The sequence below is a fragment of the Marinobacterium iners genome (assembly GCF_017310015.1).
Classification (GTDB): domain Bacteria; phylum Pseudomonadota; class Gammaproteobacteria; order Pseudomonadales; family Balneatricaceae; genus Marinobacterium; species Marinobacterium iners.
Window position 1 is genome coordinate 2235869 of sequence record NZ_CP022297.1, and the last position, 24674, is coordinate 2260542.

The window sequence follows — 24674 nt, forward strand, 5'->3', positions numbered from 1 at the left end:
CCGCCATCCCCCATTACCTCTGGGCTGGCCGGGTATACCCACATCTGCTGTGGATAACACTGTGAAAATTTGATTACCAAACGGCTTCAGCAGGCATGTTCTCTTGCTCTTCTACAGATTGATTATTTTTTGATCAACTGTATTTATTCATTTATTATCAATATGTTACATAACGCAAGTGTTAATTTTAAGGCCTTTGCGCTGGTTCTGGCCGAGTGTTGCAGGTATCATCCCCCGCTGTCGGATGAGAGAGCTTCGGATTGATGCAAGAGCAACTGGACATACGCCGCAAGGCAGCCGAAAAAGTCACCATCATTGGTGCTGTTCTGGACACCGTACTCGGAATCCTTAAAATCCTGATTGGGGTCATCGCCAACTCCACTGCGCTGGTTGCGGACGGTATCCACTCATTGTCGGACCTGGTCACCGACTTCATGGTGGTCATCGTGTTGCGTCTGTCTCACCAGGCACCTGACGAAAACCACCCCTGGGGCCATGCGCGTTTTGAAACCGTCGGCACGGTTGCGCTCGGCGTGATTCTGGTAGGTGTCGGTGGCGTGATGGCCTATGACAGTCTGCAGCTTCTGTTCAGCGAGCAACCAACAATTCTGCCCAGCTGGCCGGCACTGATCGTTGCAGCACTTTCCATTGTCAGCAAGGAATGGATCTTCCAGTACACGTTCAAGGTAGGCAAGAAGCTGGACTCTGACCTGATCATCGCCAATGCCTGGCACAGTCGTACTGATGCCTTCTCATCCATCGTCGTACTGCTGGCTGTTGCGGGCGCCATGGCCGGCATCTGGTGGCTGGACGCCCTTGCAGCAGTACTGGTTGCGCTAATGGTCGGCAAGATTGGCTGGGACCTGGTCGCCAAAAGCATTACCGAACTGGTCGACACAGCCCTGCCGGAAGAAAAGGTCACCAAGCTGCGCGAGCAGGTGCTGAGTGTTGACGGCGTAATCAATGTGCACAGCTTCAAAAGTCGTCGCATGGGTAGCCAAAGCCTGTTGGAAATGCACCTTCAGGTTGCTCCTCACCTCAGTGCGGCGGAAGGGCACTTCATCGGTGACAACGTGGTGTGTCAGCTGCAGAGTCGCTTCGATGATATCAGCCATATCATTTTCCATATCGATACCTACGATGATGAAGAATTCCATGACGAGGTATTTTGCCCTGTCATGCCAACACGGCCTGAAGTCAGCCAACATCTGGACGCTATCATCAGCCGTATTCTGGGTGACAATCCCGACTACGAGCTGATCCTGTACTACCACCCTGAGTATATCGACCTGGACATCAAGGCTTCTGAGCAGTTTCACCAGCTTATGCTGCACACAGGCCTAACGGCGCGAGAGTTGCAGGAGCGTCTGCGTGAGCAACTGACCGGGTTGAACTGGTTTCGTACACTGCATCTTTGGCTGCCGCCACGATAGACAGCCGCGACTCCTCTCTGGCTGAGCAGAACGAAAAAGGCCGGGACTGATGCCCGGCCTTTTTTGCTGCTTAAGCCTGGATCACCTGACCGGCTCACGCATGGTGACAAACTCTTCCGCTGCCGTCGGGTGGATGCCAATGGTGCTGTCAAATACCGCCTTGGTTGCGCCTGCCTTGAGTGCCACACCGATACCCTGAATGATCTCACCGGCTTCTGCGCCCACCATGTGTACGCCAAGCACGCGATCGGTGTCAGCATCCACAATCATTTTCATCAAGGTGCGTTCGTCACTGCCGCTTAACGTGTGCTTGAGCGCACGAAACTCGGAGCGGAACACCTGAATATTGCTGTACTGCTCACGCGCCTGCTCTTCACTCAGACCAACCGTTCCGATATTGGGCTGACAGAATACGGCCGTGGGGATCAGGTCGTAATCCACCTTGGGTGAACCCTTGGCATAGAGGCTTCGCACCAGCGCCATGCCTTCGGCCAACGCCACAGGGGTCAGCTGCACCCGGTCAATCACATCACCGATGGCATAGATCGACGGCACCGAGGTCTGAAACTGATCGTTGACTATTACGGCTCCGTTTTTTGCCTGTGCAACGCCCAGTGCTTCAAGCCCAAGCCCATCGGTATTGGGTACACGACCGGTGGCATACAGTATCTGATCGGCTTCCAGGATACGCCCATCCGTCAGGCGGGCACTCAAGCGGCCGCTGGCTAACCGCTCAATCGACTCGATATTGGTATCGAAGCTGAGGTTTACACCCTTCTTCGCCACTTCCTGGGCCGTGAATTCTCGCACTTCCTGATCAAACCCGCGCAGAAATAGCTCACCGCGATAGATCAGCTCAGTGCGCGCACCCAGGCCTGCAAATATGCCGGCAAACTCAACCGCAATGTAGCCTCCGCCAACGACGATCACATCCTCGGGGAACTGTTCCAGATCAAACACTTCGTTGGAGCTGATGACATGTTCCTTGCCTGGCAGGTCCGGCACAAAGGGCCAGCCTCCGGTAGCCACCAGAATCCGCTCTGCAGTATAAGTCTTGCCGTTGACACTGACCTCATTAGGCCCTGTGATGCTGGCGCGGCCATCCATCAACTCACAGCCGGCATTTTTGAGCAGGTTGGTGTAGATCCCGTTAAGACGGGCAATCTCCTGCTTTTTGTTGTCTCGTAAAGTCGCCCAGTCAAATTGGACAGACTCCGCCTTCAAGCCGTAGCCCTCGGCTTCATGCAAGGACTCAGCATAATGTGACGCATAGACATAGAGTTTTTTCGGCACGCAGCCCACGTTAACGCAGGTACCACCAAGATAGCGATCTTCGGCTACAGCTACCCGAACTCCCATGCTGGCAGCCATCCGGCCAGCACGTACACCGCCAGACCCGGCGCCAATCACAAACAGGTCATAATCGAATTCTGCCACTGTGCTCTCCTTAACAATCCACTCGTTCATTAGAGACATTGTATCGGGCTGTAACACGATAGCCCAATAGAACTGCCGCCCCGCAGTAATAGCCAAAAACTATTGCATCGTACCCACCTGGCTGGCCGTTTCTGATAATATGATTCACCTGACCCGCAGCTTCCTTCAGGACAGAGCATGAAACTGATCTCTTTCAATACCAACGGTATTCGCGCACGCATGCACCAGCTTGAGCGATTGATCGAAAAGCATCAGCCGGATGTGATCGGCATTCAGGAAACCAAGGTAGCCGATGACCAGTTCCCGCGAGAGCAGATCGAGGCGATGGGATATCACGTTGTCTATCACGGTCAAAAGGGACATTACGGCGTGTGCCTGATTTCTCGTGAGCCTGCGATTAATGTTGAATACGGTTTTCCGGGGGATGAGCCTGATGCCCAGCGCCGCATGATCATGGCCGAGTTCAACTCGGCCAGCGGCAAGCCCATCAAGGTTCTTAACGGCTACTTCCCCCAGGGCGAGAACATTGCCCACGAGACAAAATTCCCGGCCAAGCGTCGTTTCTATGCTGATCTGCTGGCTTATCTGCAGTCCAGCTGCAACCCCGAGCAGCCGCTGGTGGTGATGGGTGATCTTAATATTTCGGCGGAAGACAAGGATATCGGTATCGGTGAAGTCAACCGCAAACGCTGGCTGAAAACCGGCAAAACCAGCTTCCAGCCGGTTGAGCGCGAGTGGCTTGACCAGCTTAAGCAGTGGGGCCTGGGTGACAGCTTCCGCATACTGCACCCGGAGGAGGACAACCTGTTCAGCTGGTTCGATTACCGCAGCCGTGGCTTTGACGACGATCCTCGTCGAGGCCTGCGCATTGACGCGATTATGGCCACGCCCGTATTGCTGGAGCGCTGTCGAGATGCCGGTATCGATTACGAGATACGAGGCATGGAAAAACCGTCCGACCATGCCCCTGTATGGGCCAGCTTCGAGATTTAGCCCTGCTGTCTAGAACTCTGTCACCGGGCAGTGAAAGCTGTCCGGTTTGACGATCATCAGGTCACAGCTGACCTGATCCAACAGACGCTCAGCAGAACTTCCCAGCAGCAGTCGATCGATAAAACCGCGCGCCAAAGACCCCATCACCAGCACATCGATTGACTGTTCATCGATCAACTTCGGCAATACCTGATGAAACTCACCTTCCCTAAGGTGAACGCAGGGGTCTCCGACCTCCAGTTGCAGTGGCGCAATCATTTCACCAATCCGCTGCCGGTGCTCTATTGCCACTTTTTTCTGCAGCTGCTCGTAATCCACAACCAGGTGCTCATCGAAAATGGCCGAGTGTGGCAGCGTATTGAATACGTGAATCACATGCAGTTCTCCCCCCAGCTGTGCCGCCAACCGTGTTGCATGGCTCAACAGCTTCTGATCCAGCTCAGCAGCTACATCATCAAGATGAAAAGGGTCGATGGCGGCTGCAATGCGAGGACGCTCAGACCATTGACGTGTCTTGCTTAACAGCAGTGGTGTCGGGCACTGGCGCAGCAAACGCCAGTCAGACGCCGCCAGCAACTGGCTCAGCACTCTGGGATGAGGCTCCAACGCATGCAGCACCAGCTCGGGCTGGTAGCGCAGCGCCTTGCGTACCACGCCTTCAGCTCGATCCCGATCCCAGTAGACATCCGCCCCGGCCTCAATCTCCTGCTGTACCAGCTTGTCCATATGGGACTGCAGACCTTTTTCCACCTTTCTCAAGACGGACTGAATCGCATGCTGGCGCCCATCAGCGTCGAACAGATGACTGCTGTCCAATCCCGCCGAATAGACACAGGAAAACAGTTCAACCTGACTGTCGGGCGTCAGCAGACGCCGCATCTTCTGCAGCAGCTCGCCCCGGTGCTCATCTTCAGCAAGATTCACCAATAAACGCCTGAACTCACTCATGCCGGTCTCCTGTCAGAATTTTTTCCAGCATAGCCCGACTGAAGGAGCATGGAAACGACAGCATTGGATATTCAGTCGACTTTTGACTATTAATATTAGACATTAATTATATATAATTCAGAAAACTCTAATCAAAGGAGATGCTCGATGACATTGAATGCTGCCCTGCGCTTGATGGCCGGTACCGTTGTGCTGATAAGCCTGGCACTTAGCCAATACCACTCTGCCCTCTGGCTCTGGCTGACTGCTTTTGTCGGTTTCAACCTGCTGCAGTCTGCCTTTACTCGCTGGTGCCCCGCCATCACGGTGTTTCGCTTGCTGGGCCTGAAGGAAGAGGTATGTGACTCCAAGGGCATGAGCGTCAACCAAGGCGTTCATATTATTGCCGGCATTCTGATTCTCGCCACAAGCTTGCCCGTAGTATTGGGCATGGTCGGCCCAACCCTTTTGATCCTGCCGCTGATTATTGGGCTTAGCTTGATTCAGTCAGCTTTTACCGGCTGGTGCCCTGCCATTCTTATCGCTCGCATGATCGGATTCAAACCGACTCATCGCGCCTGACACCACACCTGCCGACTGTGCTCAACAGCACAATCGGCAGGCTCATTCTCTCCGGGCGTGTTAAACTTGCGACTCTTGCCCGGATAATGGAGTGGGTGTTCACGTGATTCTGAAACTGGCGTTGCGTTTGCTGCCGTTGCTGTTGCTGCCGGTTCCGTTTTTGCTACGTGATCAGCTCCACCTGCTTACGCCCGGTCACCAGCTGCTGTTGAATACCCTACCCTGGCTTTTGGCGCTGATGGTGATGCTGTTGGCTATCGGCTTCAAGCATGGCCGAATTCTCCTGCTGTCACTGCACTTTGCCTGTGCCGCCACCCTGCTGCACGCCACGGCCGATGCCGGCCCCGATAATCCGGCCAGTTATGTGCTGCTGGTTTTGCTGAGTCTGTTCTGGCCTTTGGGCCAGGTTGTATTACTGCTTCTGCCTGAACGAGGCCTGCTGTCTCGCAGCGGCATGCTTCGCTGCGGCTGTTTGATTGTCATCTATCTTGTCCCGGGACTTATCTGGCTTGAGTCTCCCCAACTGCTGACACAGTTGCTGCCGCATCTGCCACTGGCATTACTCAACTTTATTGCTCCGGGACTGGCTCTTCCAACAGCTGCCTTCTGGTGGAACCTGCTCCTGTTGCTGCCCATCTGCCTGCTGCGATTGCGGCGCCAGCCTGTAGATACGCTGGCAACTGCTGCACTGTCGTTCGCATTCCTGATCAGCCTTAGCCAGCCGGGACAACCTTTGCTCAACAGCGGCTATCATCTGCTGGCACAACTGTTACTGATTGGCGCTTTGATTCATCACGGCTACGGTATGGCCTTTATTGATACACTCACCGGCATTCCCGGTCGCCGCGCACTTGAACATTATCTCATTGGGCCAGGCCGACACTATTCGATTGCCATGTTGGATATCGATCATTTCAAGAAATTCAATGACCGCTATGGGCATGACATCGGAGACCAGGTATTACGGATGGTTGCATCACAGTTGAATCTGGTGCGCGGTGGCGGCAGGCTGTTTCGTTATGGTGGTGAGGAATTCACAATTGTGTTCAAGCGCCGCTCAGAGCAGGAAGCCTTTGATGCACTTGAGCAGGTACGCCAGCGTGTTGCCGACTACCCGATGAAGATACGTGATCAGAACCGGCCGGAGGATGATCAGAGTGGTCGCAATCAGCGAGGCAGCAACTCCTCTGATACCAGCATCGTAAAGGTGACGATCAGTATCGGTGTATGTCAAAACAAAGCTGGTGAAACACCGCGGGAAGTCATAAAGCGTGCCGATCTGGCTCTCTATTTGGCTAAGGAACGGGGCCGGAACTGCACTCAGGCGGGCAACAACAAGCCGGCTGCTAAGCGTCGCAAGAGCCGCACCGACTTTGCCAGAGCCTGAGTCGGCTGTGGTGCATCCCTGCACCGACAGCCCCTGTTTCAACGGTTACCGTAATCCTCGGCTATTTCTTCAATGTGTATCGGTTCTTCCGGCATCTCGCCAGCGTGTTCCTGCAATGCCTTTTTCGAGCGGCGCTCCAGCAGCAGGTAAAGAATGATACCCACAGCCAGCCCATAGGCTGCACCGTAGACTGACAGCACAACCCCCATGGTGCCGGCAACGCCCATGGAGGTGGCGTTATCGATCTGTTCAACGCCCACACTGATACAGAGATAGCCGGTGATCAGCAACGTCAGGGACAGGGCAATCGGCAGCACAGGCTTGAACAGGGTCACCAGTGGCAGCATGAACAGTGCAATAAACCCGACAATCCAGAAGATGCTGGCCCCGCTGTAGATGGTATCCATCGCCTTGCGACCGTAACGATAGCGCTCCGCAATGGTCGCCATCGCACCAGTGAACAAGGGGCCAGCCAGACCCGGATAGGGGGCCAGCAGCGAATGCATCAGGTTACGCATGGCGGTGACAAGGTGCACCCGGTCAACATTGACTTCAATTTTTTCATCAGGGCGCAGGTGGTCCACACGGTTGAGCAGGCTTTTACCCACGATGATATCGCCGAACGCGATAATATAGGCGATCACAGCGGTCGGAATTGCCATCCAGACCATCTCAAGGGATGGCAGGCCAACACCGAATACGGTGTAGTCCAGCACCTTGTCAAACGCAGGTGCAGACAGGCCAAACTGGACCTCAGGAATTGGATATTCACCTACGGCCCAACCGATGGCCATCGCCACCAACGCACCCGGGACCATACCATAGCCGGCGATTACCCTTGCCCAGCGGTGTTTTTCCGTCCAGTCACGAAATGACAGTGAAAACAGAACGTACCCGGTCACGGCACCACCGATGATCAGTGAAACCGGCGTTTGCTCAAGTCGGCCACCCGCCACAATTTCACCGGATATGGCGGCAATACCCGCTCCCATCAGAATGCCACCCTTGATCGAATCCGGAAACATGTCGACAAGCTTGCTGCCCAGCCGCGTAATGCCGAGAACAAAGAAGATCAGGGTGACGACCAGCTGCAGCCCGATCAGTGCACGTATTGCTTCGGGGCCGGGCTCAAAATTACCAAGAAACAGCACCACCACCGGAATCGCGGGTGTTATCCATCCCGGCACCATCGGAACTCCCAACACGGTTGGCAGCATAAAGCCAAAACCGCAGATCACCACAAACGCCAGTGCCACATCGTAAGGTAGACCCAGATACTGCTCCAGCAGCGGTATCATCGCCATGCCAACCACGAACATGATCAAGGCCTGGATGGTTTCTGGCCATTCCCAGCGATGGTGAATGAATGGCAGACGAATTTTGAAAGGGCCGAACTTCCAATACGGATGCTCCTCCCCATGCTTTCGCTGATAGAGTTCCATAAGTGCTCCTCTGGCATTGACCAGTGTTTTATTTCTATTTAAGGAAAACAGGGGGCTCCCCAACCCCCTGACAACAAGCAGGCGGAACGTTATAGGCGAAGGCAAAGCAAGTCGAGATGTCAACAATCGACTTTAGTCGCGAGCTGCACCAAAGTATAAGGGTTTCCCCTAAATCAGCGTCACATACACGGGCGCGGGGGTCTGAAGTGTCGGCACGTTATGACATAAGAGAAGACTAATATTCGTTCTAGGTATATTAGTTAAATTGGATTAACTGTAGTGATAGGCTAGAATTGCCAACAAATAACAAGATTGGAGTATTGTGACGTGACTCACACGGACCACCGCCCTGCCGAACCTGCCCCACAGTTAAGCCCTGACAGCATCGAGATGATGAAGCAGAATGCAGCATCTGCCGCGAAACTGATGCGCGTGCTGGGCAACGACAGTCGCCTGCTGATTCTGTGTCACCTCGACGGCAAGGAGTTGTCCGTATCTGAGCTCAATCGCTGCCTTGATCTGAGCCAGTCAGCCCTGTCGCAACATCTGGCCGTGCTGCGCCGGGATGGATTGGTACGTACCCGACGCGAGTCCCAAACCATTTTTTACTCGCTCAACGGTAACACCGCGATCACCATTATACGCACCCTGCACGACCTGTTTTGCCCCCATCAGCCCTGATATATGTCAGCCAGTGGGCATTGTCTGGATCAACAACATATAAAGACCGGTACCGGACAAAATGCTGATCAGCGGATTGCGCAGCAGCCAGTGCAGCGCAGTCACAAGCCCCAGCGACAACAGCGAGGGCAATAGATATTGCCCCGTCATCAACGCATCCCTCAATGCGTACAACAGCAGCAAAACCATCAGCACAGGTGGCAAATAGCGCCCAAGGTGCTTCAACAGCGGGTGGTCAGCCCAACGATAAAGCAGCACAAAAGGCAGTGCTCGTGTCAGAAAGGTGGCCAGAGCAGCCACGGCTATGACACTCAGAAGATACGCAGTCGGCTCCACGCCTCTCCTCCTCTGGCCATGATCAACAATGAAACGGCCATTCCTATGGATAACATCAGCATGTTGTCGGCACTGATCAAAAGCGCCAGCAGGCCGATTACCAGTGCCAGAACAAACACACCCGGTCGGCGTACCACTCGATATTGTTCCAATGTCAGCACCAGGAACAGTGCAGGCAGCGTGAACTCGATACCTGCCGTTGAAAAGCTGATTTGCCCACCCAGCCAGGCCCCCAGGGTACAACCGATCACCCAGTAGAGGTGATTCAGCAGTGCCAACCTGAACTGAAGCCGAGCACGCATTCGATCACAGCCGGCCTGCAGCATGGTCAGCAGCGAATAGGTTTCGTCGGTCAGGGCGTAGATCAGATACCAACGGCGCGAGCCCTGCAGTGTGAGGTTACTCAAGAGTGACAGGCCATATACCATGTGGCGGGCATTCAGCAACAGTGTAGCCACGAACACTTCAACCAGACCTGCCTGATTGGCCAGCAGGCCCACTGCCATGAACTGGCCAGCCCCGGCATAGATCACCAGCCCCATCAGGGCTGCATACAGCCAGTGATACCCCAGCTCGGAAAACAGGACGCCAAAGGCCATCCCCAGCGGTATATAGCCAAACAGTACCGGCAACGAAAGACGGAAAGCGGATTGATCGGGTTCGGTTGCTGTGCTCATAATACGTAACAATACCGGACGCCCACTCGGGAGCGTCCTGTCGGCTGGATTGGTCGGTCAAGGAGATCAGTGCTGCAGGCGGTAGATCTGCCAGTCTTCAGTGGGCTCGTTCAGCATCATTTTCATATCAACCACATCCTCTTCCATGTTGTAGCTGATCTTGAAGCCAAGCTTGCGAGCTAACCCCTGCATACCTTTATTGCTGGGCATGGTGGACCCCACCAGCTGCAAAGTGCCACGACTGGTGCAGTAATCGATGGTTTTCTGCATCAGCATTACCCCAAGCCCTTCGCCCTGCATGTCGTCCCGGATCACGATGGAAAACTCGCTGCGTATATTATCGGCATCGGTCACGGCTCGCACTACCCCCAGGGTTTCAAATCCTGCACCACTGAGTTTCGGTGCCGACACAATGAAAGCCATTTCACGGTCGTAGTCGATCTGGGTCCAGTTGGCCAGCTCCGCATGGCTGGGCACACCTCGACTGTAAAAATAACGCAGCCGGATCGACTCCGGGCTAAGCGAGTTGAAAAACTCCAGGTGAGCCGGCTCGTCCTCACCACGAATGGCGCGCAGAATCGCCTTGCGTCCAGAGCGACGCAGAGAGACATTCTCGCTGAGATGTTCCGGGTACGGAGATATCGACAGCCTCGCGGCCTCACCCAGCGATACGGCGCAATCGACGGCCAGCAGCCCACGCTTGTTCAGCAGCAGCGGATTGATCTCCAGACATTTCAGTTCAGGCAGATCAACCACCATCTCCGACAGTCGTATCAGTAGCTCACACAGATGATCAACATCACGCTCAACCTGATAACTGTTTTCGCTGATGATGTTGTACACCCGCGAGCGCTTGACCAGCTGACGCGCCAATGCGAAGTTCAGCGGCGGCAGCATGATATTGCGATCGGCCAGTACATCAATCGCATAGCCACCCACACCGAACAGAATCAGTGGGCCAAATACGGGATCACGGGTCACACCCACATTGATCTGGAGGGATTGAAAGCCACGTTTCATCTGTTGTACCACGAAGCCGTGGGTCTGCTCTGGCTGGTACCGTTCACTCACTCTGTAGGCCAGCTTGGTGGTGGCATGGCGCACTTCGCTGATGGAGTACAGATCCAGCGCCAGATCACGCCAGCGCTGGTAGGCGCTACTGTCGTAAAAGAAGGGGTACAGATTGTCCTGGTGCAGCGCCTTGACGGCTACCGAACCACCCATCTGCCGTGCCAGCTCCACGACCCCGACGATATCATCGGCATAGCCGGTATTGGGTGTCGGGATTTCGTACAGATCCAACAGATCACTGGCTTCGGAGTGGGTCAGATAGTCCCGCCCCTCTGCATGCGCATCCTGCAGCATCTGCCGCGCCCGCTTTCGATTTGGCAGGTTATGCAAATGGTATGGCGCCGGCGTCTGGCGCATGGCGGCCTGATTACGGTGGTAATCAACCATCTGCATAAAGGCGTCCACCGACTCTTCCGGGGTCATAAAGGTGGGAATACCAGCTGCGTTGCAGTGGTTGCGTGCCTCGATGGCCGAAAAGCGGCCCATCCAGCAGGTCAGCACATTGCGCGGTGTCTTGCGTGCCACCTTGATCACCTCATCGGCTGTCGCAACGCTGGCAGCCATGCGTGTCGGTGCATGAATGGTCAGTACTGCATCAACGTTAGGGTCCTTGGTCAACAAACGAATGGCTTCGGCAAAACGTTCCGGGGTCGCATCGGCGTTGAGATCAACCGGGTTACGCCCATTCCACTCGGCCGGCAAAATGGCCTCAAGTGCGGTCCGAGTCTCTTCGGTAATTTCACTCAGCTTGCCCTGCTTGCGCAGCAGTCGATCATTGGCCAATGCGTTGGGGCCCATACCGTTACAGACAATGGCGAGGCGCTCACCGCGCATCGGTTTCATTCGTGACAGGGTTTCCAGTGCATTGAACAGCTGGTCCGAGGTTTCAACCCGCACGGCGCCGGCTCGGCGCAGGGCCGCATCATATACACGGTCTTCATCATCAACGCCGGGGGCCAATTCCACCGACATACGACCGTCCTGGATGATATTGGATTTGAGTACCAGCACCAGCTTGTTGCGGGACGCAGCCCGTACCGCTGAGACAAAGTCGCGCGCAGAACCGATAATACGATCCATCTGCAACAGAATGGCATGGGTGGTGGGATCTTTTGCCAGATAGTCGATAATGGCCGGCAGATCGACGTCAACACCTTCACCCAGTGTAAGAAAGTGGGAGAAACCGATCTCCTGCCCGCTGGCCCAGTCAATCATGGCCGTGCCCAGCAGCCCTGACTGACCCACATATGCCACCTTGCCCTTGCTTATGTTCACATGCGCGTAGCTCGCATTGAGCTTTGATCCCGGTACCAGCAAACCCATGCAGTCTGGGCCCAGAATGCGAATGCCATAGGGGCGTGCTGCCTCACGGACCTCTTCGCGCAGTGAACGGGAATGATCACTGTCCGAGTTGCTCAGCCCTCCGGTCAGAATCATGGCTGCTTTGACCATATTGGCGCCAAGTTTGCGAATGATACCCGCCACGCTTTCAGGCGGTGAACAAATAATGGCCAGATCCGGCATTTCAGGCAGGTCTGACAGCGATCGATAGCAATGAACACCGTTAACCTGCTCATACCCTTGAGCATTGACCGCCATCAGCTTACCCGCATAACCACTGTCCAGCAGGTTACGCAGCACGATTCCGCCCATGCTGTCCTCGCGCTCGGAAGCACCGAAAATGGCAATGGATTCGGGTTTGAAGAAGCGTTTGAGGTATTTGGTCGACACTCGCTTTGATCCCCTGATCGCCGGCTGCGCCGGTGTGCATTCAAGCATAACGTAATATAAGCTATTCTATATTTTTCGCACCTGCAGCAAAAGTCGAAAAGTGAGGTTATTGGCAATTCGACTTTGGGTTAAAAAATAGTCATACACCGCCCCTATACTGACTGTTACTCTTAACACTAAGGTTCCGGGCCCCCACCGGACAAGAAAGGAGATTCGAATGACCCGCATGCCACTACCGGACATTAAGAACAGCATAGACCGTGTCATCCATGCCATCGAGGGACGTTACACCAACGGCATGTCGCCCGCCTCTCTGACCCTGGCCTACATGGACTGGCTGATCCATACCAGCCATTCACCAGGCAAAATGAACGAGATGCGTGAGAATATGGTGCGCAAGCTCAGTGCATTTTCTCTCTGGGCCGGCCGCGCCAGTCTTGATGCCAACGCACCCCCTTTCATCAAGCCACTGCCGGGAGACCGTCGCTTTCGTGACGAGGCCTGGAAACGCTTTCCCTACAATGTGATGTCACAGGGTTTTCTGCTGCAGGAACAGTGGTGGCACTATGCGACAACCGGAATTCCCGGCGTTGCTCCCCACCATGAGAATATGGTGTCGTTTGCCGCGCGCCAGTGGCTTGACCTGTTCTCGCCGACCAATTACCCAATGACAAACCCGCTGGTGGTAGAGAAAACCGTTAATACCGGCGGCCAGAATCTGGTACAGGGACTGCAGAACATGCTGGAGGATATCCAGCATAACCTGTTGAGTGAAACGGATGATATCGACCCCGAATTCATGCCCGGCAAGAACCTGGCGGTAACACCCGGCAAGGTGGTGTTCCGTAACCGCCTGATTGAGCTGATTCAGTACTCGCCCACAACCGACAAGGTTGCCGCCGAGCCGGTTCTGATTACACCCGCCTGGATCATGAAGTACTACATTCTTGACCTGTCCGAGCACAATTCCATGGTCAAGTACCTGGTCGACAAGGGCCACACAGTCTTCATGATCTCCTGGCACAACCCCACCGCCCAAGACCGTGACATGGGCATGGGTGATTACCTGCGCCGTGGTGTGATGGACGCACTGAAAGTGATCAACTCGGTGGTACCTGAGCAGAAGGTACACCTTGTCGGCTATTGCCTTGGAGGCACGCTTGCCACCATTGCCGCCTCGGCCATGGCACGAGACAACGATGATCGCCTGAAATCACTCAGTCTGTTTACGGCACAGACCGACTTTACTGAAGCCGGCGAGCTAATGCTGTTTATCGATGAAAGTCAGCTCAGCTATATGGAAGACCTGATGTGGGACCGCGGCTATCTGGATACACAGCAGATGGCCGGTGCCTTCACGCTGCTGCGTTCCCATGACCTTATCTGGTCGCGAATAGTCAGCGAATATCTACTGGGTGAACCGCCACACATGAACGACCTGATGGCCTGGAACGCCGACTCCACCCGCATGCCTTACAAAATGCACTCTGAGTATCTGCAGCGCCTGTTCCTGAAAAACGACCTTGCCAGCGGGCGTTTCCGTGTGGGTGATCGTGCCATCTCGCTGCGAGACATTCGCGTTCCCGTTTTCTGCGTCGCAACCCAGACCGACCATGTGGCACCGTGGCGATCTGTCTACAAGATCCATGACCTGATGAACACTGAAGTGACATTTGTACTCACCAGTGGCGGCCACAATGCCGGTATCGTCAGCGAGCCCGGCCACCCGAGACGCAGCTATCAGGTGGGTGTTCAGACTGCAGAAGACAAACATATTCCGGCTGATGACTGGCTGGTTCGTCATGAGAGCCAGGACGGCTCCTGGTGGGTGCCCTGGTGCGAATGGCTGGACAAGCACTCCGGCAGCAAAGTTGCCCCCCCGACCATGGGATCAAAGGAATATCCACCACTGACAGTGGCACCCGGCACCTACGTTTTCGAAAAGTAATCCCCAAGGGCTGCCAACCGGCAGCCCTTCTCCTCTCCTGATAGCGCATTCTCGTCTTTTTTAATCCAGGCGATAGCAATTTTTTATTTTGAAGCCGACCGGCCACTGAACTATATTCGCGGAAGTGGAGACGGGGCTCAAACCCAGTCATGACGCGGCCTCGGCGGCAACCTTAAAAACCGGTCCGAAATCGCTCCCACACCCATGACGCGGCCCTGCCGCACCTGTTAAACCTGATAAATGAGATCATGTCGATGGGCACCAAAATCCGTGTCGATCAAGTTGCAGATGACGATCTGGACGACTGGAACGAGCAGTTTACCGAAGAGGAAGAGATCGGCCGCAGCCGTGTACGCTATAACGGCAAGCGCCGCCGCCAGATCGAAGACCTAATGGAAGAGCGTCGTCTGATGCGCCAAATTGGCGACATCTTCGACGACCAGGATCTCTACCTGCATTAATCCTTGAATTACGCAGCAAAGAGTCTAGTCCTCTTTGCTGCTTCCTTCCTGCTGTTGCGTAAGTACTGACACGAAATCAGGCTCCTGCGACAGTGACAGCAGACGCTGCTCCTGACGGCCCTGCTCCCGATACTCATCCGAAATCTGTACAGCCTGTTTCAGATAATCCAGTGCTATGCGGCTGGCCCCCAGGTCAGCATAGGCACAGGCCAGCTGAAAGTAGGCATGACCACTGTCAGGATCTACCGTCAAGGCACGGTTACACAGTGAGATCGCCCACTGATGCTGGTTCAGTTCGAGCGCCGCATCGGCCTTATAGGTTAGCGCTTCCGGATTATCCGGGCGCAGCTCAAGAATACGATCATACAACCGTATTTTCTGCTCCCAGGACGTTTCCTGAGTCGCCTTGACCCATAGGGTCTGAACTTCATTGGTAATCTCCAGCTCATGCTGGTTTTCCTGAATGATGCGGGATTTGCGCAGCAGTTCCTTCTCGACTCGATCAAGCCGCTCCTCATACTCCTGCACCAGTTTGCCCACTTTTTCATCCGCAATGCTCTGTACCCGTTCACGAATCTCACGGATTGAGCTCCAGCCCACAATCAACAGGATCGATGATGCAGCTGCAATCAGATAGAAAAAATAGGTTACCGTGTCGGTGGCATAAGAGATCGAGGTGTTGGCCACCTTCAGCTCACGGTCGGTAATCTCCCGAATCATTTCGACCCGTTGCCGCTCCATGTCGGAGCGCAGCGCCTTGATTTCATCGATCATGTAGCGTTCGATAAACGGATTGTAGAGCGGCTCCTGCAGTTGCTGAACGTGTTGACGCAACTCCTGACGCTGCTCCGAACGCAACTGATCAGACTCGGAAACGACCACTGCCGCCTCGGAGGCGGCAGTGGTGTCAGACGAAGGAGACTGGGCCTTTGCCGATGGCAACGCCAGCAGCAATCCAGCCATCAGCAGCGCACTCAGGCGGCGCATATAACGTCCCCGTGATCCTCCTGTTCGATCAAGGCGTGATGCAACGCACGTACCGCAGGCTCATAATCTTCCTGGTTCACGATACACTGCATCTCAACCTGACGCATGGACTGATGCAGCGCCTGTACACTGATTCCGGCAGCCGCCAATGCGGAAACCGTTTTAGCCAGAATACCAGGCACTTTCAGATCCGAGCCGATGGCCGAGACAATTGCAACCTTGTGCATCGCCACCTCGGCACTCACGTATTTTTCGCTGATCAAGCGCACAGCACGGTTGACCATCTTGCGGTTACCCGCCACAAAATAGGTGATACTGTTGGCGTCGGAATCACGGTTGACAACATAGAGCTTGAGCTCATGCAGCAGGCGCGACAACTCAATGTCGTAGCGCGCCTCGCCCAACATATCCTGATCGAAAATTTCAATACCGAATACATTGGAACGGCCAGCGATAATCTCAACGCAGGGTTTGGCACTGCAGTAATCCGTACTGATAACAGTACCGGCATGATCAGGCTCGAACGCGTTTTTGATGCGCAGTTCAATCTCCTGTTGACGCAGGCCCTTGGCTGCCTTGGGGTGGATCGCTTCCATACCCAGGTTGGACAGCTGATCGGCCACGTCATAGTTAGTTCGACCAATCGTGACGACATTGTCCAGCCCGACAATACCCGGATCGGCTGTACTGAGGTGGAACTCCTTGTGGATTACCGCCTCGACTGCGCCCGTCTTGGTCGCGATCTTGCTGAAGGTCATCTCGCTGTAACCACGGTCGAAGGTACGCATCAGCCCTTCCTTGCAGTGGGTATAGCCGGTGACAATCGGCATTTCGCGACTGACATCAATGTCAGCAAAGCTCTGTTCGATCATGTCATCAAACGCCAGCGGCTCTTCCTGATCCCAGCCTGAAAGGTCAACAAACCGTGCATTGACGCCAGCCTTGCGCAGCGCAAGCACGCTGTTGTGTGCGCTGTGAGACTCACCAATGGCGGCCAGCATTTCGCGCACCTTCATCAGGTGGTCATCGAGCTGGAAATGACCGTAGGAACAGAGCTCCTCCAGGTTGGACATAATCGCCTCGACATCCCCAATACGCTGGGTAATGAAGGCATCCGCTTGTGTGCGCTCGTCGGTATCACCAAACAGCTCCCGGTTGATCTCGACCATACGTGCCTTTACTTCGGCCAGCGCTTCACGCCAGGCACTTTCGTTTTCGGCGTTGGCAAAGCGGGCATAGGCACCGGGCTCACCGGTTTTCTTGTGTTCAAGGAGCAGATTGGTGATACCGCCATAGGCGGAAACAACGAAGATGCGGTTGTACAATTCCTCTCCGCTGCGGTCACCAATCAGAATAGTGTCCATCAGTTCGCTGAAGCGACTCATTGAGGTGCCGCCGATCTTCTCTACAGTATGCATGTTATATCCTGTTGGCTTCTCTCATGGATTTGCCGTTGAACGGTTGCGCTCTGGTACGACCGGATATCCCTCAGGCGAAGGATATCCGGGGCAGATCAGGCTTCGATCGGGTCTGCATCGATCGGGTAAACGCCGTTCTCGTCATGTACTTCCTTGCCGCTCAGCGGCGGATTGAATACACATGCCAGCTTGAGTTCGGAGCTGGCACGCAGCAGATGCTCGTCATGCTTGTCCAGAATGTACAGTGTACCCGGGCGGATTTGATAAATCTTGCCGTCAGCCAAAGTCTCGATTTCGCCTTCACCGCTGATGCAGTATACGGACTCGAAATGGTTCTGGTACCAGATGTGGGTCTCGGTACCTGCATAGATGGTGGTGATATGGAAAGAGTAGCCACAGTTGTCATTTTTCAACTGCATACGGGTGCTTTCCCAGTTCTCGGATACGACACGACGTTCCGAATTTTCACATTCCTGCAGGGTTCTTACGATCATTGAATCTGTTCTCCGTTGAATTTATGCAGTGTGCGGAGCGCCCGCAGGCGCTCGTGAACTTCCAGGGCAGAGGCCCGAGGTTCAGGAAGCCTTACGCTCACGTTTTTCCATGGCTGCTGCAAATGCCTTATCCAGCACTTTCATACCAAAATCTATCTGCTCATCAGTGATTACAAGCGGCACCAGGCATTTCACCACTTGGTCATGCGCACCACTGGTCTCAATTACCAACCCCTGTTCAAAGGCACCCTTGATCACCGCACCGGCCAGATCACCATCCGGGCACTCGATACCGCTCATCAGACCACGACCCTTCAGCTCCAGGGTTTTGTTGCCGTGCTTGCGAATAATCGCCTGCAGACCTTCACGCAGTTTCTTCGCCTTGCGCTGCACTTCTTTCTGGAAGCTGTCATCGCTCCAGAACGTCTTGAATGCAGTGGCAGCGGTTACGAACGCGTGGTTGTTACCACGGAAAGTGCCGTTATGCTCACCCGGGCTCCAGATATCCAACTCAGGACGGAAGATGGTGACTGCAAACGGCAGACCATAGCCACTGAGGGACTTGGACAGGGTGATGATGTCAGGTTTAATGCCGACCTCTTCGAAACTGAAGAAGCGCCCTGAACGACCACAGCCGGACTGAATGTCATCGACAATCAACAGCATGTCATGGCGGCGGCATACCTTTTCAAGGTTACGCAACCATTCAAAAGAGGCTGCGTTCAGGCCACCCTCACCCTGGATGGTTTCCACGATTACCGCAGCAGGGTGATCGACACCACTGCTCGGATCGCTCAGCACCTGCTCCAGATATTCTGTGGTATCAACACCCTCACCCAGATAGCCGTCAAACGGCATGCGGGTCACGTCCGGCATGGAGGTTCCCATGCCACCACGATGATGCTGATTACCGGTAGCAGCCAGCGCTCCACCGGTCACACCATGAAAGCCGTTGGTGAAGGAGATGATGTTGCTGCGCCCCTTGACCTTGCGCGCCAGTTTCAACGCGGCCTCTACCGAGTTGGTACCCGTCGGCCCCGTGAACATGACTTTGAAGTCACCCATACCACGCGGCTCAAGGATCAGGTCGCGGAACGTATTCAGGAACTCGGCCTTAGCTTCGGTCTGCATATCCAAACCATGAGTCACGCCATCTGCCATGATGTAGTCAACCAGTGCCTGCTTGAGAACATCGTTGTTGTGGCCGTAGTTCAGTGTTCCGGCGCCGGCGAGGAAATCGACATAGTCCTTGCCCTCATCAGTGGTCAGTACAGCACCTTTCGCCTTGGTGAACGTCACCGGGAAAGAGCGGCTATATGTACGAACTTCAGATTCAGTTTTCTGGAAAATATTCATCGATTTCTCCTGGTTATGCATTCGGGGGAGTGAGCTTGAAAGGGCCTGCACGGTACAGCACTTCATCATCGTGCTTGCCTTCAAAGTGCTCATCACGTGAGAACAGGACCGAGCGCTCTACCGGCGCTGACAAGGCCGCAAACACGCGAGCAAAAAGAGTTTCCGAGGCGACGTTACCGGGCGTGATGGTGGTCTCGATAAAACGAACACCTTCAGGTGCCAAGCGCTCAGCCAGCTCGAACAGCATTTTCTGGCCAAGCTTTTTGCCGCGGCAACGTGAGTCGACTGCCACCTGCCAGACAAAAAGAGTGTCCGGACGATTCGGCGGACGGTAGCCGGAAATAAAACCGACCAGCTCACCGTTTTCGTCTTCCGCCGCTACTGCCGTGTCAGCGAAGTCGCTGCACTGAAGCAGATTGCAGTAGACAGAGTTGGGATCAAGCGGAGCACAACGCTCCACCAGCTTATGTAGAGCATAGCCATCAGTGGCCTTGGGTTTACGCAAAGTAATAATGTCAGATTCCATAGTATTTGATTTATTTCGCATTGCTATGGTTTTTATTATAAAACACATCTAGAATGGCATTGCAAGCTCACAAGTCATCGTAATGCTCTACATATATTAGTCCATTTGAGCGCATTTAAAGGCTATACACACGGCAAAACCTGAAATCTTACATTGCTTTGCATTACAAAATACTTAACAAGGAGTGACAAACTTATTTTGCAATACTTTACGAATCAGGCTAAAAAGCGCGATCAGTTCACACCTGCTTCCGGAGATCTGCTGAGCGCTATGGAAAAGAGTCAGGACGCACTGGTGCTGTTGCGCCAGATTATTCGTGCCACCGATCTGCATGACAAACATTTGAGCCGCCTGACCGGGCTCACCATGCCACAACTGATGGTCATGCAAACGCTGCGCATCAACGGCCCGTTGACAATTGGCATGCTGGCCAAGGAAATGAATCTGGCGCAGGCAACTGTCACCAGCATTCTTGACCGGCTTGAACGCAAGGAACTGGTCCGCCGCGAGCGCAGCCACACCGACAAGCGCAAGGTTCTGGCCTGCCCCACTGAAGCCGGTCTCGAACTGCTCAAGTCAGCCCCAGCCACCTTGCAAGACACCTTTATCCGCGAGTTCGAAGATATGCACGACTGGGAACAATCGATGATCGTTGCCTCTCTTGAGCGCGTATCCCACATACTGGGTGCACACCACATTGATGCGGCTCCGATGCTCGATATCGGCGCACTGGACCGATCTACCGAGAACGGTGTCCCCGACTACCTGCGTGATGAACAGAGCCCGCTGAAGAACTGAACTGTACCCACATTCAGGCGCGTCATTTCTTCCCACCTGCCGGCTCTGTTATCATGCAGCCTTAAATTCAATTGCTGCAGGGCAGTCCGAGCATGAGTAAATTCTGGAGCCCGGCCATCCAGTCACTGGTCCCCTATACACCCGGGGAACAACCCAAGGTTGATGGCCTGATCAAGCTCAACACCAATGAAAACCCCTATCCCCCGGCACCCGGCGTACAGCAGGTGATTGCCACCTTTGATGCCGAGCGACTGCGCCTCTATCCGGATCCAGACTGCCAGGCACTCAAACAGGCACTTGCTAGCGACCAGGGGCTGCTGCCAGAGCAGGTTTTTGTTGGCAATGGCTCTGATGAAGTGCTGGCACTGGCTTTTATGGCCTTCCTGCGCCAGAGCCAGCCATTGCTGCTGCCGCAAACCAGCTACAGCTTCTATAACGTTTACATCGACCTGTTTGGCATCGAGGCACGCCACATACCTCTGCACGCCGACTTCAGTATCAACCTCGATGACTATCAGGGCCCTAATGGCGGCATCATTTTTGCCAACCCCAACGCCCCAACCGGCATTTCCGTCCCCTTGAACGAGATTCGCCGCCTGCTTGAGCGCAATACGGAATCTGTTGTCATTGTGGATGAAGCCTACGTGGACTTCGGTGCTGAAAGCGCTACCGCGCTGGTGAGCGAGTTTCCTAACCTGCTGGTTACCCAGACATTTTCCAAGTCACACTCACTGGCGGGGATGCGGGTCGGTTTTGCCTATGGTCAGGCAGAATTGATCGATGGGCTGGAGCGGGTCAAGAACAGCTTCAATTCCTACCCGCTGGATATGCTGGCACAACTAAGTGCCATTGCAGCACTGGAGGATCAAACGTACTTCAACCAGTGCTGCCAACAGATTATCGCAACCCGGGACTGGACTACGACACAGCTGACAGCTTTGGGATTTGATGTGCTGCCATCCCACACCAACTTCGTGTTTGCCAGCCACCCAAAAGTGGCCGGGGCCGAGCTGATGCAGTACTTGAGAGACAATCGGATTCTGGTGCGGCATTTCACCAAACCGGGTATCGACAACCACCTGCGTATCACTATCGGTACAAAAACACAGATGCAGGCCTTGATCGACTGCCTGCGCAACCATCCGTCACTTTAGATCAACAAGGCGCTCTGCTCAGAGCGCCTCACCCTCAACGCGGTTGGCTCCACTGTGCTGGGCAATCAACAGGTGCTCACGAGCCCGACGCAACACACTCACCGCATCATCCTCCAGATTGAGGGCAGACGCCACACCCACACTGACCGTCCAGCTCAGATTACCCGTAGGATAGGGAATTTCAAGCGCTTCTACCGCAGAGCGCATGCGTTCACCTGCCAACATCGCCTGTTCGTGATTGGTTTCAGGCAGCACCATCACCAGCTGATCATCACTGTAGCGGGCGACAAAGTCCGATGTCCGCTTGAGCCGGTGCAACTCGGAAACCGTATGCTGTAAGACCTGATCACCGGCATCCCAACCGTGCTGCTCGTTGATATTGCTGAAGCCATCAATATCAATCAATAACAAGCTGCTTGCACCGTCATATCGCAGCGCCTGAGCTACCGACACCTCAAGCACCGGCACCAGCGCACGCCTGTTATAGGCGCCGGTCAGCGGATCACGCTGAGCCTGGTGCGACAGCTTACGTTCAAGCTTTTTCTGCGCCGTGATATCACGGGCACTCCAGACTATTTCACCGGCAGCGGTTACCATCCAGCTGCCACGATACCAGAGTGCTTCGTGCAGCCCCAGCGCCCTCAGCTCCGGCAGATGCTCAGGCCTCAGCTGGTACTCATGCTGAACAGGAGCACTTTCCTGGCGGGCTCGCTCAATCAGCGAACGGACCTGGATCAACAGATCCTCAGCCAGCAAGTCCGACAGCACCTTGCCTTTCATCTGCTCAGGCTTTAGCCAGCCGGCACTACCCGGCACGACGTCCACAATCCGTTCGCCATCCAGAATCAGCAGCGGGTCTTGACAGACCTGTAGCAATGCCGTGTAACGAGCCTCGGTTGCATCCGTTGTCATTTCATCTCTCCAGACATGCGGTTTAATGTCTCACCCGGGCGGCGGGCTGATTACTTCTCAGACCGATAATACCCCCGATACGGGGTCAGTATGCAATCCCTGCATTAACACATGATCCAGAACAGCACTCAAACGAAGTGAACACTTGAGCTTGCGTGCAACCTGCATGACAATGTTAACTGTTGCCTGAAGGCATCACTAATAAGGGTTAACGACCCCCAAAGGCGACAGATAGAGGCTGCACATGACTGACAGCGCGAAAATCCTGATGGCCCGCCAACCCATATTCAATCTGGATATGAAGGTTGTGGCCTATGAGCTGCTTTATCGCAGCGAAGATGGGATTAACCCTCTGCCACTGATTAGCGGTGATCAGACGAGAATCAGCGGTGATCAGGCGAGCAGCCGCGTCATTCTGCACTCCTACACCAGCATCTGTGAGGCTGGCAGCTTGCGCATTCTGCCCGCTTTCGTCAATTTCACCCAGCAAATGCTGGAAGCCGACAGCCTGCCGCCTGTACCTCCACAAGAGATGGTAATCGAGATTCTCGAGGACAGTGTCGTCACCCCCAAACTGATACAAGCTGCCAAGCGACACGCGGAAGCAGGCTACCGCATCGCGCTGGATGATTTCATATACGATGAAAGCTTCGACCCCCTGCTTGAAATCGCGGACATCGTTAAGGTTGACATTCGCGCCATGGATGCGTCACAGCTGAAGGAGCAGGTAGCGCTGCTGAAGCGCTTCAAGGTCAGCCTTTTGGCTGAAAAGGTCGAGACACACGAGGAGTATGCCTTTTGTCGAGAACTGGGCTTCAACCTGTTCCAGGGCTACTTTTTCAGCAAACCCGAACTGCTGAAAGGCCACAGCCCACAAGGCAACAAACTGATTCTGATGCAGTTACTCAGTGCACTGAACGACCCAGACGTACAGATCGAAACACTGAAACAGCTGATCGAGCGAGACCCGGCTCTGACCTACAAACTGCTGCGACTGGTCAACTCTTCCGCCTTCGGCCTCAGGCGCGAAGTCAGCAGCCTGCAGGAAGCGCTGATCTACCTCGGCATGAGTCAGCTTAAGAAGTGGGTTTCACTGATTGCACTGGCCGACAACTACGGCAAGCCATCAGAGCTTACACGACAGATTCTGCTTCTGGCGCGCATGTCGGAACTGGTTGCCACTCCCGCAGCCGATGTGGACGCTGAGCAAGCCTTCATGGCCGGGCTTCTGGTACATCTTGACGCACTGCTCAGCATCAGCCGAGATGACATCCTGTCTCAGGTCGATGTCAGCGATACTATCAAGGGTGCACTCAGAGGTGATGACTCACCCCTTGGCAATCTTCTGCAACAAGTACAGCAATTCATGCAAGGCGAATGGGAAAACAAAGACCTGGGTCGAATGAAAGCGATGCAGGCATGCTACGTCAGCAGCCTGGAATGGACCCACGAGTCAATGCAATTGATGAGCACACAAGGCTGATACAGTCGTCTGCCCGCATGCTCGACTTGAGGATTCAGAATTATTGCAGTGGTGTCGTCATCGCTTCAACAGCTGAGCGAATTTCATCTTTACTGCAGCTGCCACAGGTTCCTTTAGGCGGCATGGCCCCCTTGCCTGCCAGCACAGTGGCGGTCATCGCATCCACACCGGTCGCAATTCTTGGCGCCCAGGCAGCCTTATCGTCCATTTTGGGTGCTCCGCCCAGCCCGGCCTGATGGCAGGCAACACAATGTTTTTGCACCACTTCATCGGCACTCATAGCCTGAACGCTCAGCGGAAGAGACAGTAGGGTTGCAGCAGTGATGGCGAGCAAAGGTTTCATGGGAGATCTCCATTTTATTAATAGATAACAGCTTACAACCTCAATATGGAAATGTCCTTGATCCGGAACAGATAAAAAAACGGACGGCTCCGAGCCG

At 54.5% G+C, this 24674-nt stretch carries 23 protein-coding genes; 10 read left to right on the plus strand and 13 right to left on the minus strand.

What is annotated here, in order from left to right; translation table 11 throughout:
- Positions 1-263: 263 nt before the first annotated feature.
- Positions 264-1433, plus strand: coding sequence for a cation diffusion facilitator family transporter (locus CFI10_RS10755; RefSeq protein ID WP_091823270.1), 1170 nt, complete (start codon positions 264-266; stop codon positions 1431-1433).
- An 81-nt stretch (positions 1434-1514) separates the two neighbouring features.
- Here CFI10_RS10755 and gor read toward each other — a convergent pair whose 3' ends face one another.
- The gene (gene gor / locus CFI10_RS10760) at positions 1515-2870 is read right to left on the minus strand and encodes a glutathione-disulfide reductase (RefSeq protein WP_206834429.1); all 1356 of its coding nucleotides are present in this window, start codon (positions 2868-2870) and stop codon (positions 1515-1517) included.
- Between the two features lie 177 nt (positions 2871-3047).
- Here gor and xthA point away from each other — a divergent pair, with 177 nt between their 5' ends.
- Entirely contained in the window at positions 3048-3863 is an 816-nt protein-coding gene (xthA, locus tag CFI10_RS10765) for an exodeoxyribonuclease III (RefSeq protein WP_206834431.1), read from the plus strand.
- 9 nt (positions 3864-3872) lie between these two features.
- Here the strand turns inward: xthA and CFI10_RS10770 are convergent, their stop codons facing one another.
- Complete coding sequence (locus CFI10_RS10770; protein ID WP_206834432.1) at positions 3873-4811, minus strand: universal stress protein; 939 nt, start codon at positions 4809-4811, stop codon at positions 3873-3875.
- Positions 4812-4958: 147 nt separating this feature from the next.
- Here CFI10_RS10770 and CFI10_RS10775 point away from each other — a divergent pair, with 147 nt between their 5' ends.
- Positions 4959-5372 (plus strand): YgaP family membrane protein, encoded by a 414-nt coding sequence (locus CFI10_RS10775; protein WP_091823283.1) that lies wholly within the window; start codon positions 4959-4961, stop codon positions 5370-5372.
- Between the two features lie 103 nt (positions 5373-5475).
- On the plus strand, positions 5476-6759 hold the full coding sequence (locus CFI10_RS10780) for a GGDEF domain-containing protein (RefSeq protein WP_206834433.1): 1284 nt from the start codon (positions 5476-5478) through the stop codon (positions 6757-6759).
- 38 nt (positions 6760-6797) lie between these two features.
- Here the strand turns inward: CFI10_RS10780 and CFI10_RS10785 are convergent, their stop codons facing one another.
- Positions 6798-8201, minus strand: a complete 1404-nt coding sequence (locus CFI10_RS10785; protein ID WP_206834434.1) for a xanthine/uracil/vitamin C permease — start codon at positions 8199-8201, stop codon at positions 6798-6800.
- A gap of 393 nt (positions 8202-8594) precedes the next feature.
- Between CFI10_RS10785 and CFI10_RS10790 the strand changes: the two genes are divergently transcribed.
- On the plus strand, positions 8595-8882 hold the full coding sequence (locus tag CFI10_RS10790) for an ArsR/SmtB family transcription factor (RefSeq protein WP_242530195.1): 288 nt from the start codon (positions 8595-8597) through the stop codon (positions 8880-8882).
- Positions 8883-8888: 6 nt separating this feature from the next.
- Here CFI10_RS10790 and CFI10_RS10795 read toward each other — a convergent pair whose 3' ends face one another.
- The 3 genes from CFI10_RS10795 to CFI10_RS10805 all read right to left on the minus strand — a co-directional run bounded on the left by CFI10_RS10795 (position 8889) and on the right by CFI10_RS10805 (position 12697).
- Positions 8889-9218 carry a branched-chain amino acid transporter permease gene (locus CFI10_RS10795; RefSeq protein WP_091823294.1) on the minus strand — a complete coding sequence of 110 codons (330 nt, stop codon included), beginning with the start codon at positions 9216-9218 and terminating at the stop codon, positions 8889-8891.
- Entirely contained in the window at positions 9194-9895 is a 702-nt protein-coding gene (locus CFI10_RS10800) for an AzlC family ABC transporter permease (RefSeq protein WP_206834435.1), read from the minus strand. Before CFI10_RS10800 ends, CFI10_RS10795 begins: the two co-directional genes overlap by 25 nt.
- Before the next feature lie 66 nt (positions 9896-9961).
- A complete protein-coding gene (locus tag CFI10_RS10805; RefSeq protein WP_206834436.1) occupies positions 9962-12697 on the minus strand; it encodes a bifunctional acetate--CoA ligase family protein/GNAT family N-acetyltransferase in 2736 nt (911 codons plus the stop codon).
- A gap of 217 nt (positions 12698-12914) precedes the next feature.
- On the opposite strand from CFI10_RS10805, the gene CFI10_RS10810 reads away from it, so the two are divergent.
- Together CFI10_RS10810 and CFI10_RS10815 are read left to right on the plus strand one after the other, a co-directional pair.
- Positions 12915-14645, plus strand: a complete 1731-nt coding sequence (locus CFI10_RS10810) for a PHA/PHB synthase family protein (RefSeq protein WP_206834437.1) — start codon at positions 12915-12917, stop codon at positions 14643-14645.
- A gap of 254 nt (positions 14646-14899) precedes the next feature.
- Positions 14900-15106, plus strand: coding sequence for a PA3496 family putative envelope integrity protein (locus CFI10_RS10815; RefSeq protein WP_091823303.1), 207 nt, complete (start codon positions 14900-14902; stop codon positions 15104-15106).
- 24 nt (positions 15107-15130) lie between these two features.
- Here CFI10_RS10815 and CFI10_RS10820 read toward each other — a convergent pair whose 3' ends face one another.
- From CFI10_RS10820 to ectA, 5 genes are all read right to left on the minus strand, one after another.
- The gene (locus CFI10_RS10820) at positions 15131-16093 is read right to left on the minus strand and encodes a TPR end-of-group domain-containing protein (RefSeq protein ID WP_091823306.1); all 963 of its coding nucleotides are present in this window, start codon (positions 16091-16093) and stop codon (positions 15131-15133) included.
- On the minus strand, positions 16081-17511 hold the full coding sequence (locus tag CFI10_RS10825) for an aspartate kinase (RefSeq protein ID WP_091823310.1): 1431 nt from the start codon (positions 17509-17511) through the stop codon (positions 16081-16083). The genes CFI10_RS10820 and CFI10_RS10825 overlap by 13 nt, the downstream gene beginning before the upstream one ends.
- A gap of 95 nt (positions 17512-17606) precedes the next feature.
- The gene (locus tag CFI10_RS10830) at positions 17607-18005 is read right to left on the minus strand and encodes an ectoine synthase (protein ID WP_091823313.1); all 399 of its coding nucleotides are present in this window, start codon (positions 18003-18005) and stop codon (positions 17607-17609) included.
- Positions 18006-18086: 81 nt separating this feature from the next.
- Positions 18087-19361 (minus strand): diaminobutyrate--2-oxoglutarate transaminase, encoded by a 1275-nt coding sequence (gene ectB, locus CFI10_RS10835; protein ID WP_091823316.1) that lies wholly within the window; start codon positions 19359-19361, stop codon positions 18087-18089.
- A 13-nt stretch (positions 19362-19374) separates the two neighbouring features.
- The gene (ectA, locus tag CFI10_RS10840; RefSeq protein WP_206834439.1) at positions 19375-19887 is read right to left on the minus strand and encodes a diaminobutyrate acetyltransferase; all 513 of its coding nucleotides are present in this window, start codon (positions 19885-19887) and stop codon (positions 19375-19377) included.
- A gap of 198 nt (positions 19888-20085) precedes the next feature.
- On the opposite strand from ectA, the gene CFI10_RS10845 reads away from it, so the two are divergent.
- Complete coding sequence (locus CFI10_RS10845) at positions 20086-20685, plus strand: MarR family winged helix-turn-helix transcriptional regulator (protein ID WP_341868530.1); 600 nt, start codon at positions 20086-20088, stop codon at positions 20683-20685.
- Between the two features lie 92 nt (positions 20686-20777).
- Positions 20778-21839: a histidinol-phosphate transaminase gene (gene hisC, locus CFI10_RS10850; RefSeq protein WP_206834440.1), complete on the plus strand. Its 1062-nt coding sequence runs from the start codon at positions 20778-20780 to the stop codon at positions 21837-21839.
- An 18-nt stretch (positions 21840-21857) separates the two neighbouring features.
- Here hisC and CFI10_RS10855 read toward each other — a convergent pair whose 3' ends face one another.
- Complete coding sequence (locus CFI10_RS10855; protein WP_206834441.1) at positions 21858-22751, minus strand: GGDEF domain-containing protein; 894 nt, start codon at positions 22749-22751, stop codon at positions 21858-21860.
- 244 nt (positions 22752-22995) lie between these two features.
- Between CFI10_RS10855 and CFI10_RS10860 the strand changes: the two genes are divergently transcribed.
- Positions 22996-24234, plus strand: a complete 1239-nt coding sequence (locus CFI10_RS10860; RefSeq protein WP_206834442.1) for an EAL and HDOD domain-containing protein — start codon at positions 22996-22998, stop codon at positions 24232-24234.
- A gap of 40 nt (positions 24235-24274) precedes the next feature.
- Here the strand turns inward: CFI10_RS10860 and CFI10_RS10865 are convergent, their stop codons facing one another.
- Positions 24275-24577 (minus strand): c-type cytochrome, encoded by a 303-nt coding sequence (locus CFI10_RS10865; protein ID WP_175527571.1) that lies wholly within the window; start codon positions 24575-24577, stop codon positions 24275-24277.
- Positions 24578-24674: the final 97 nt, after the last annotated feature.

Coding starts and splice junctions, on each gene's coding strand:
- ectA (WP_206834439.1), bottom strand. CDS start 19,887: ATGGAATCTGACATTATTACTTTGCGTAAACCCAAGGCCACTGATGGC.
- CFI10_RS10820 (WP_091823306.1), bottom strand. CDS start 16,093: ATGCGCCGCCTGAGTGCGCTGCTGATGGCTGGATTGCTGCTGGCGTTG.
- CFI10_RS10860 (WP_206834442.1), top strand. CDS start 22,996: ATGACTGACAGCGCGAAAATCCTGATGGCCCGCCAACCCATATTCAAT.
- CFI10_RS10810 (WP_206834437.1), top strand. CDS start 12,915: ATGACCCGCATGCCACTACCGGACATTAAGAACAGCATAGACCGTGTC.
- hisC (WP_206834440.1), top strand. CDS start 20,778: ATGAGTAAATTCTGGAGCCCGGCCATCCAGTCACTGGTCCCCTATACA.
- CFI10_RS10815 (WP_091823303.1), top strand. CDS start 14,900: ATGGGCACCAAAATCCGTGTCGATCAAGTTGCAGATGACGATCTGGAC.
- CFI10_RS10755 (WP_091823270.1), top strand. CDS start 264: ATGCAAGAGCAACTGGACATACGCCGCAAGGCAGCCGAAAAAGTCACC.
- CFI10_RS10790 (WP_242530195.1), top strand. CDS start 8,595: ATGAAGCAGAATGCAGCATCTGCCGCGAAACTGATGCGCGTGCTGGGC.
- CFI10_RS10830 (WP_091823313.1), bottom strand. CDS start 18,005: ATGATCGTAAGAACCCTGCAGGAATGTGAAAATTCGGAACGTCGTGTC.
- CFI10_RS10865 (WP_175527571.1), bottom strand. CDS start 24,577: ATGAAACCTTTGCTCGCCATCACTGCTGCAACCCTACTGTCTCTTCCG.
- CFI10_RS10855 (WP_206834441.1), bottom strand. CDS start 22,751: ATGACAACGGATGCAACCGAGGCTCGTTACACGGCATTGCTACAGGTC.
- CFI10_RS10785 (WP_206834434.1), bottom strand. CDS start 8,201: ATGGAACTCTATCAGCGAAAGCATGGGGAGGAGCATCCGTATTGGAAG.
- ectB (WP_091823316.1), bottom strand. CDS start 19,361: ATGAATATTTTCCAGAAAACTGAATCTGAAGTTCGTACATATAGCCGC.
- CFI10_RS10775 (WP_091823283.1), top strand. CDS start 4,959: ATGACATTGAATGCTGCCCTGCGCTTGATGGCCGGTACCGTTGTGCTG.
- CFI10_RS10770 (WP_206834432.1), bottom strand. CDS start 4,811: ATGAGTGAGTTCAGGCGTTTATTGGTGAATCTTGCTGAAGATGAGCAC.
- xthA (WP_206834431.1), top strand. CDS start 3,048: ATGAAACTGATCTCTTTCAATACCAACGGTATTCGCGCACGCATGCAC.
- CFI10_RS10800 (WP_206834435.1), bottom strand. CDS start 9,895: ATGAGCACAGCAACCGAACCCGATCAATCCGCTTTCCGTCTTTCGTTG.
- CFI10_RS10825 (WP_091823310.1), bottom strand. CDS start 17,511: ATGCATACTGTAGAGAAGATCGGCGGCACCTCAATGAGTCGCTTCAGC.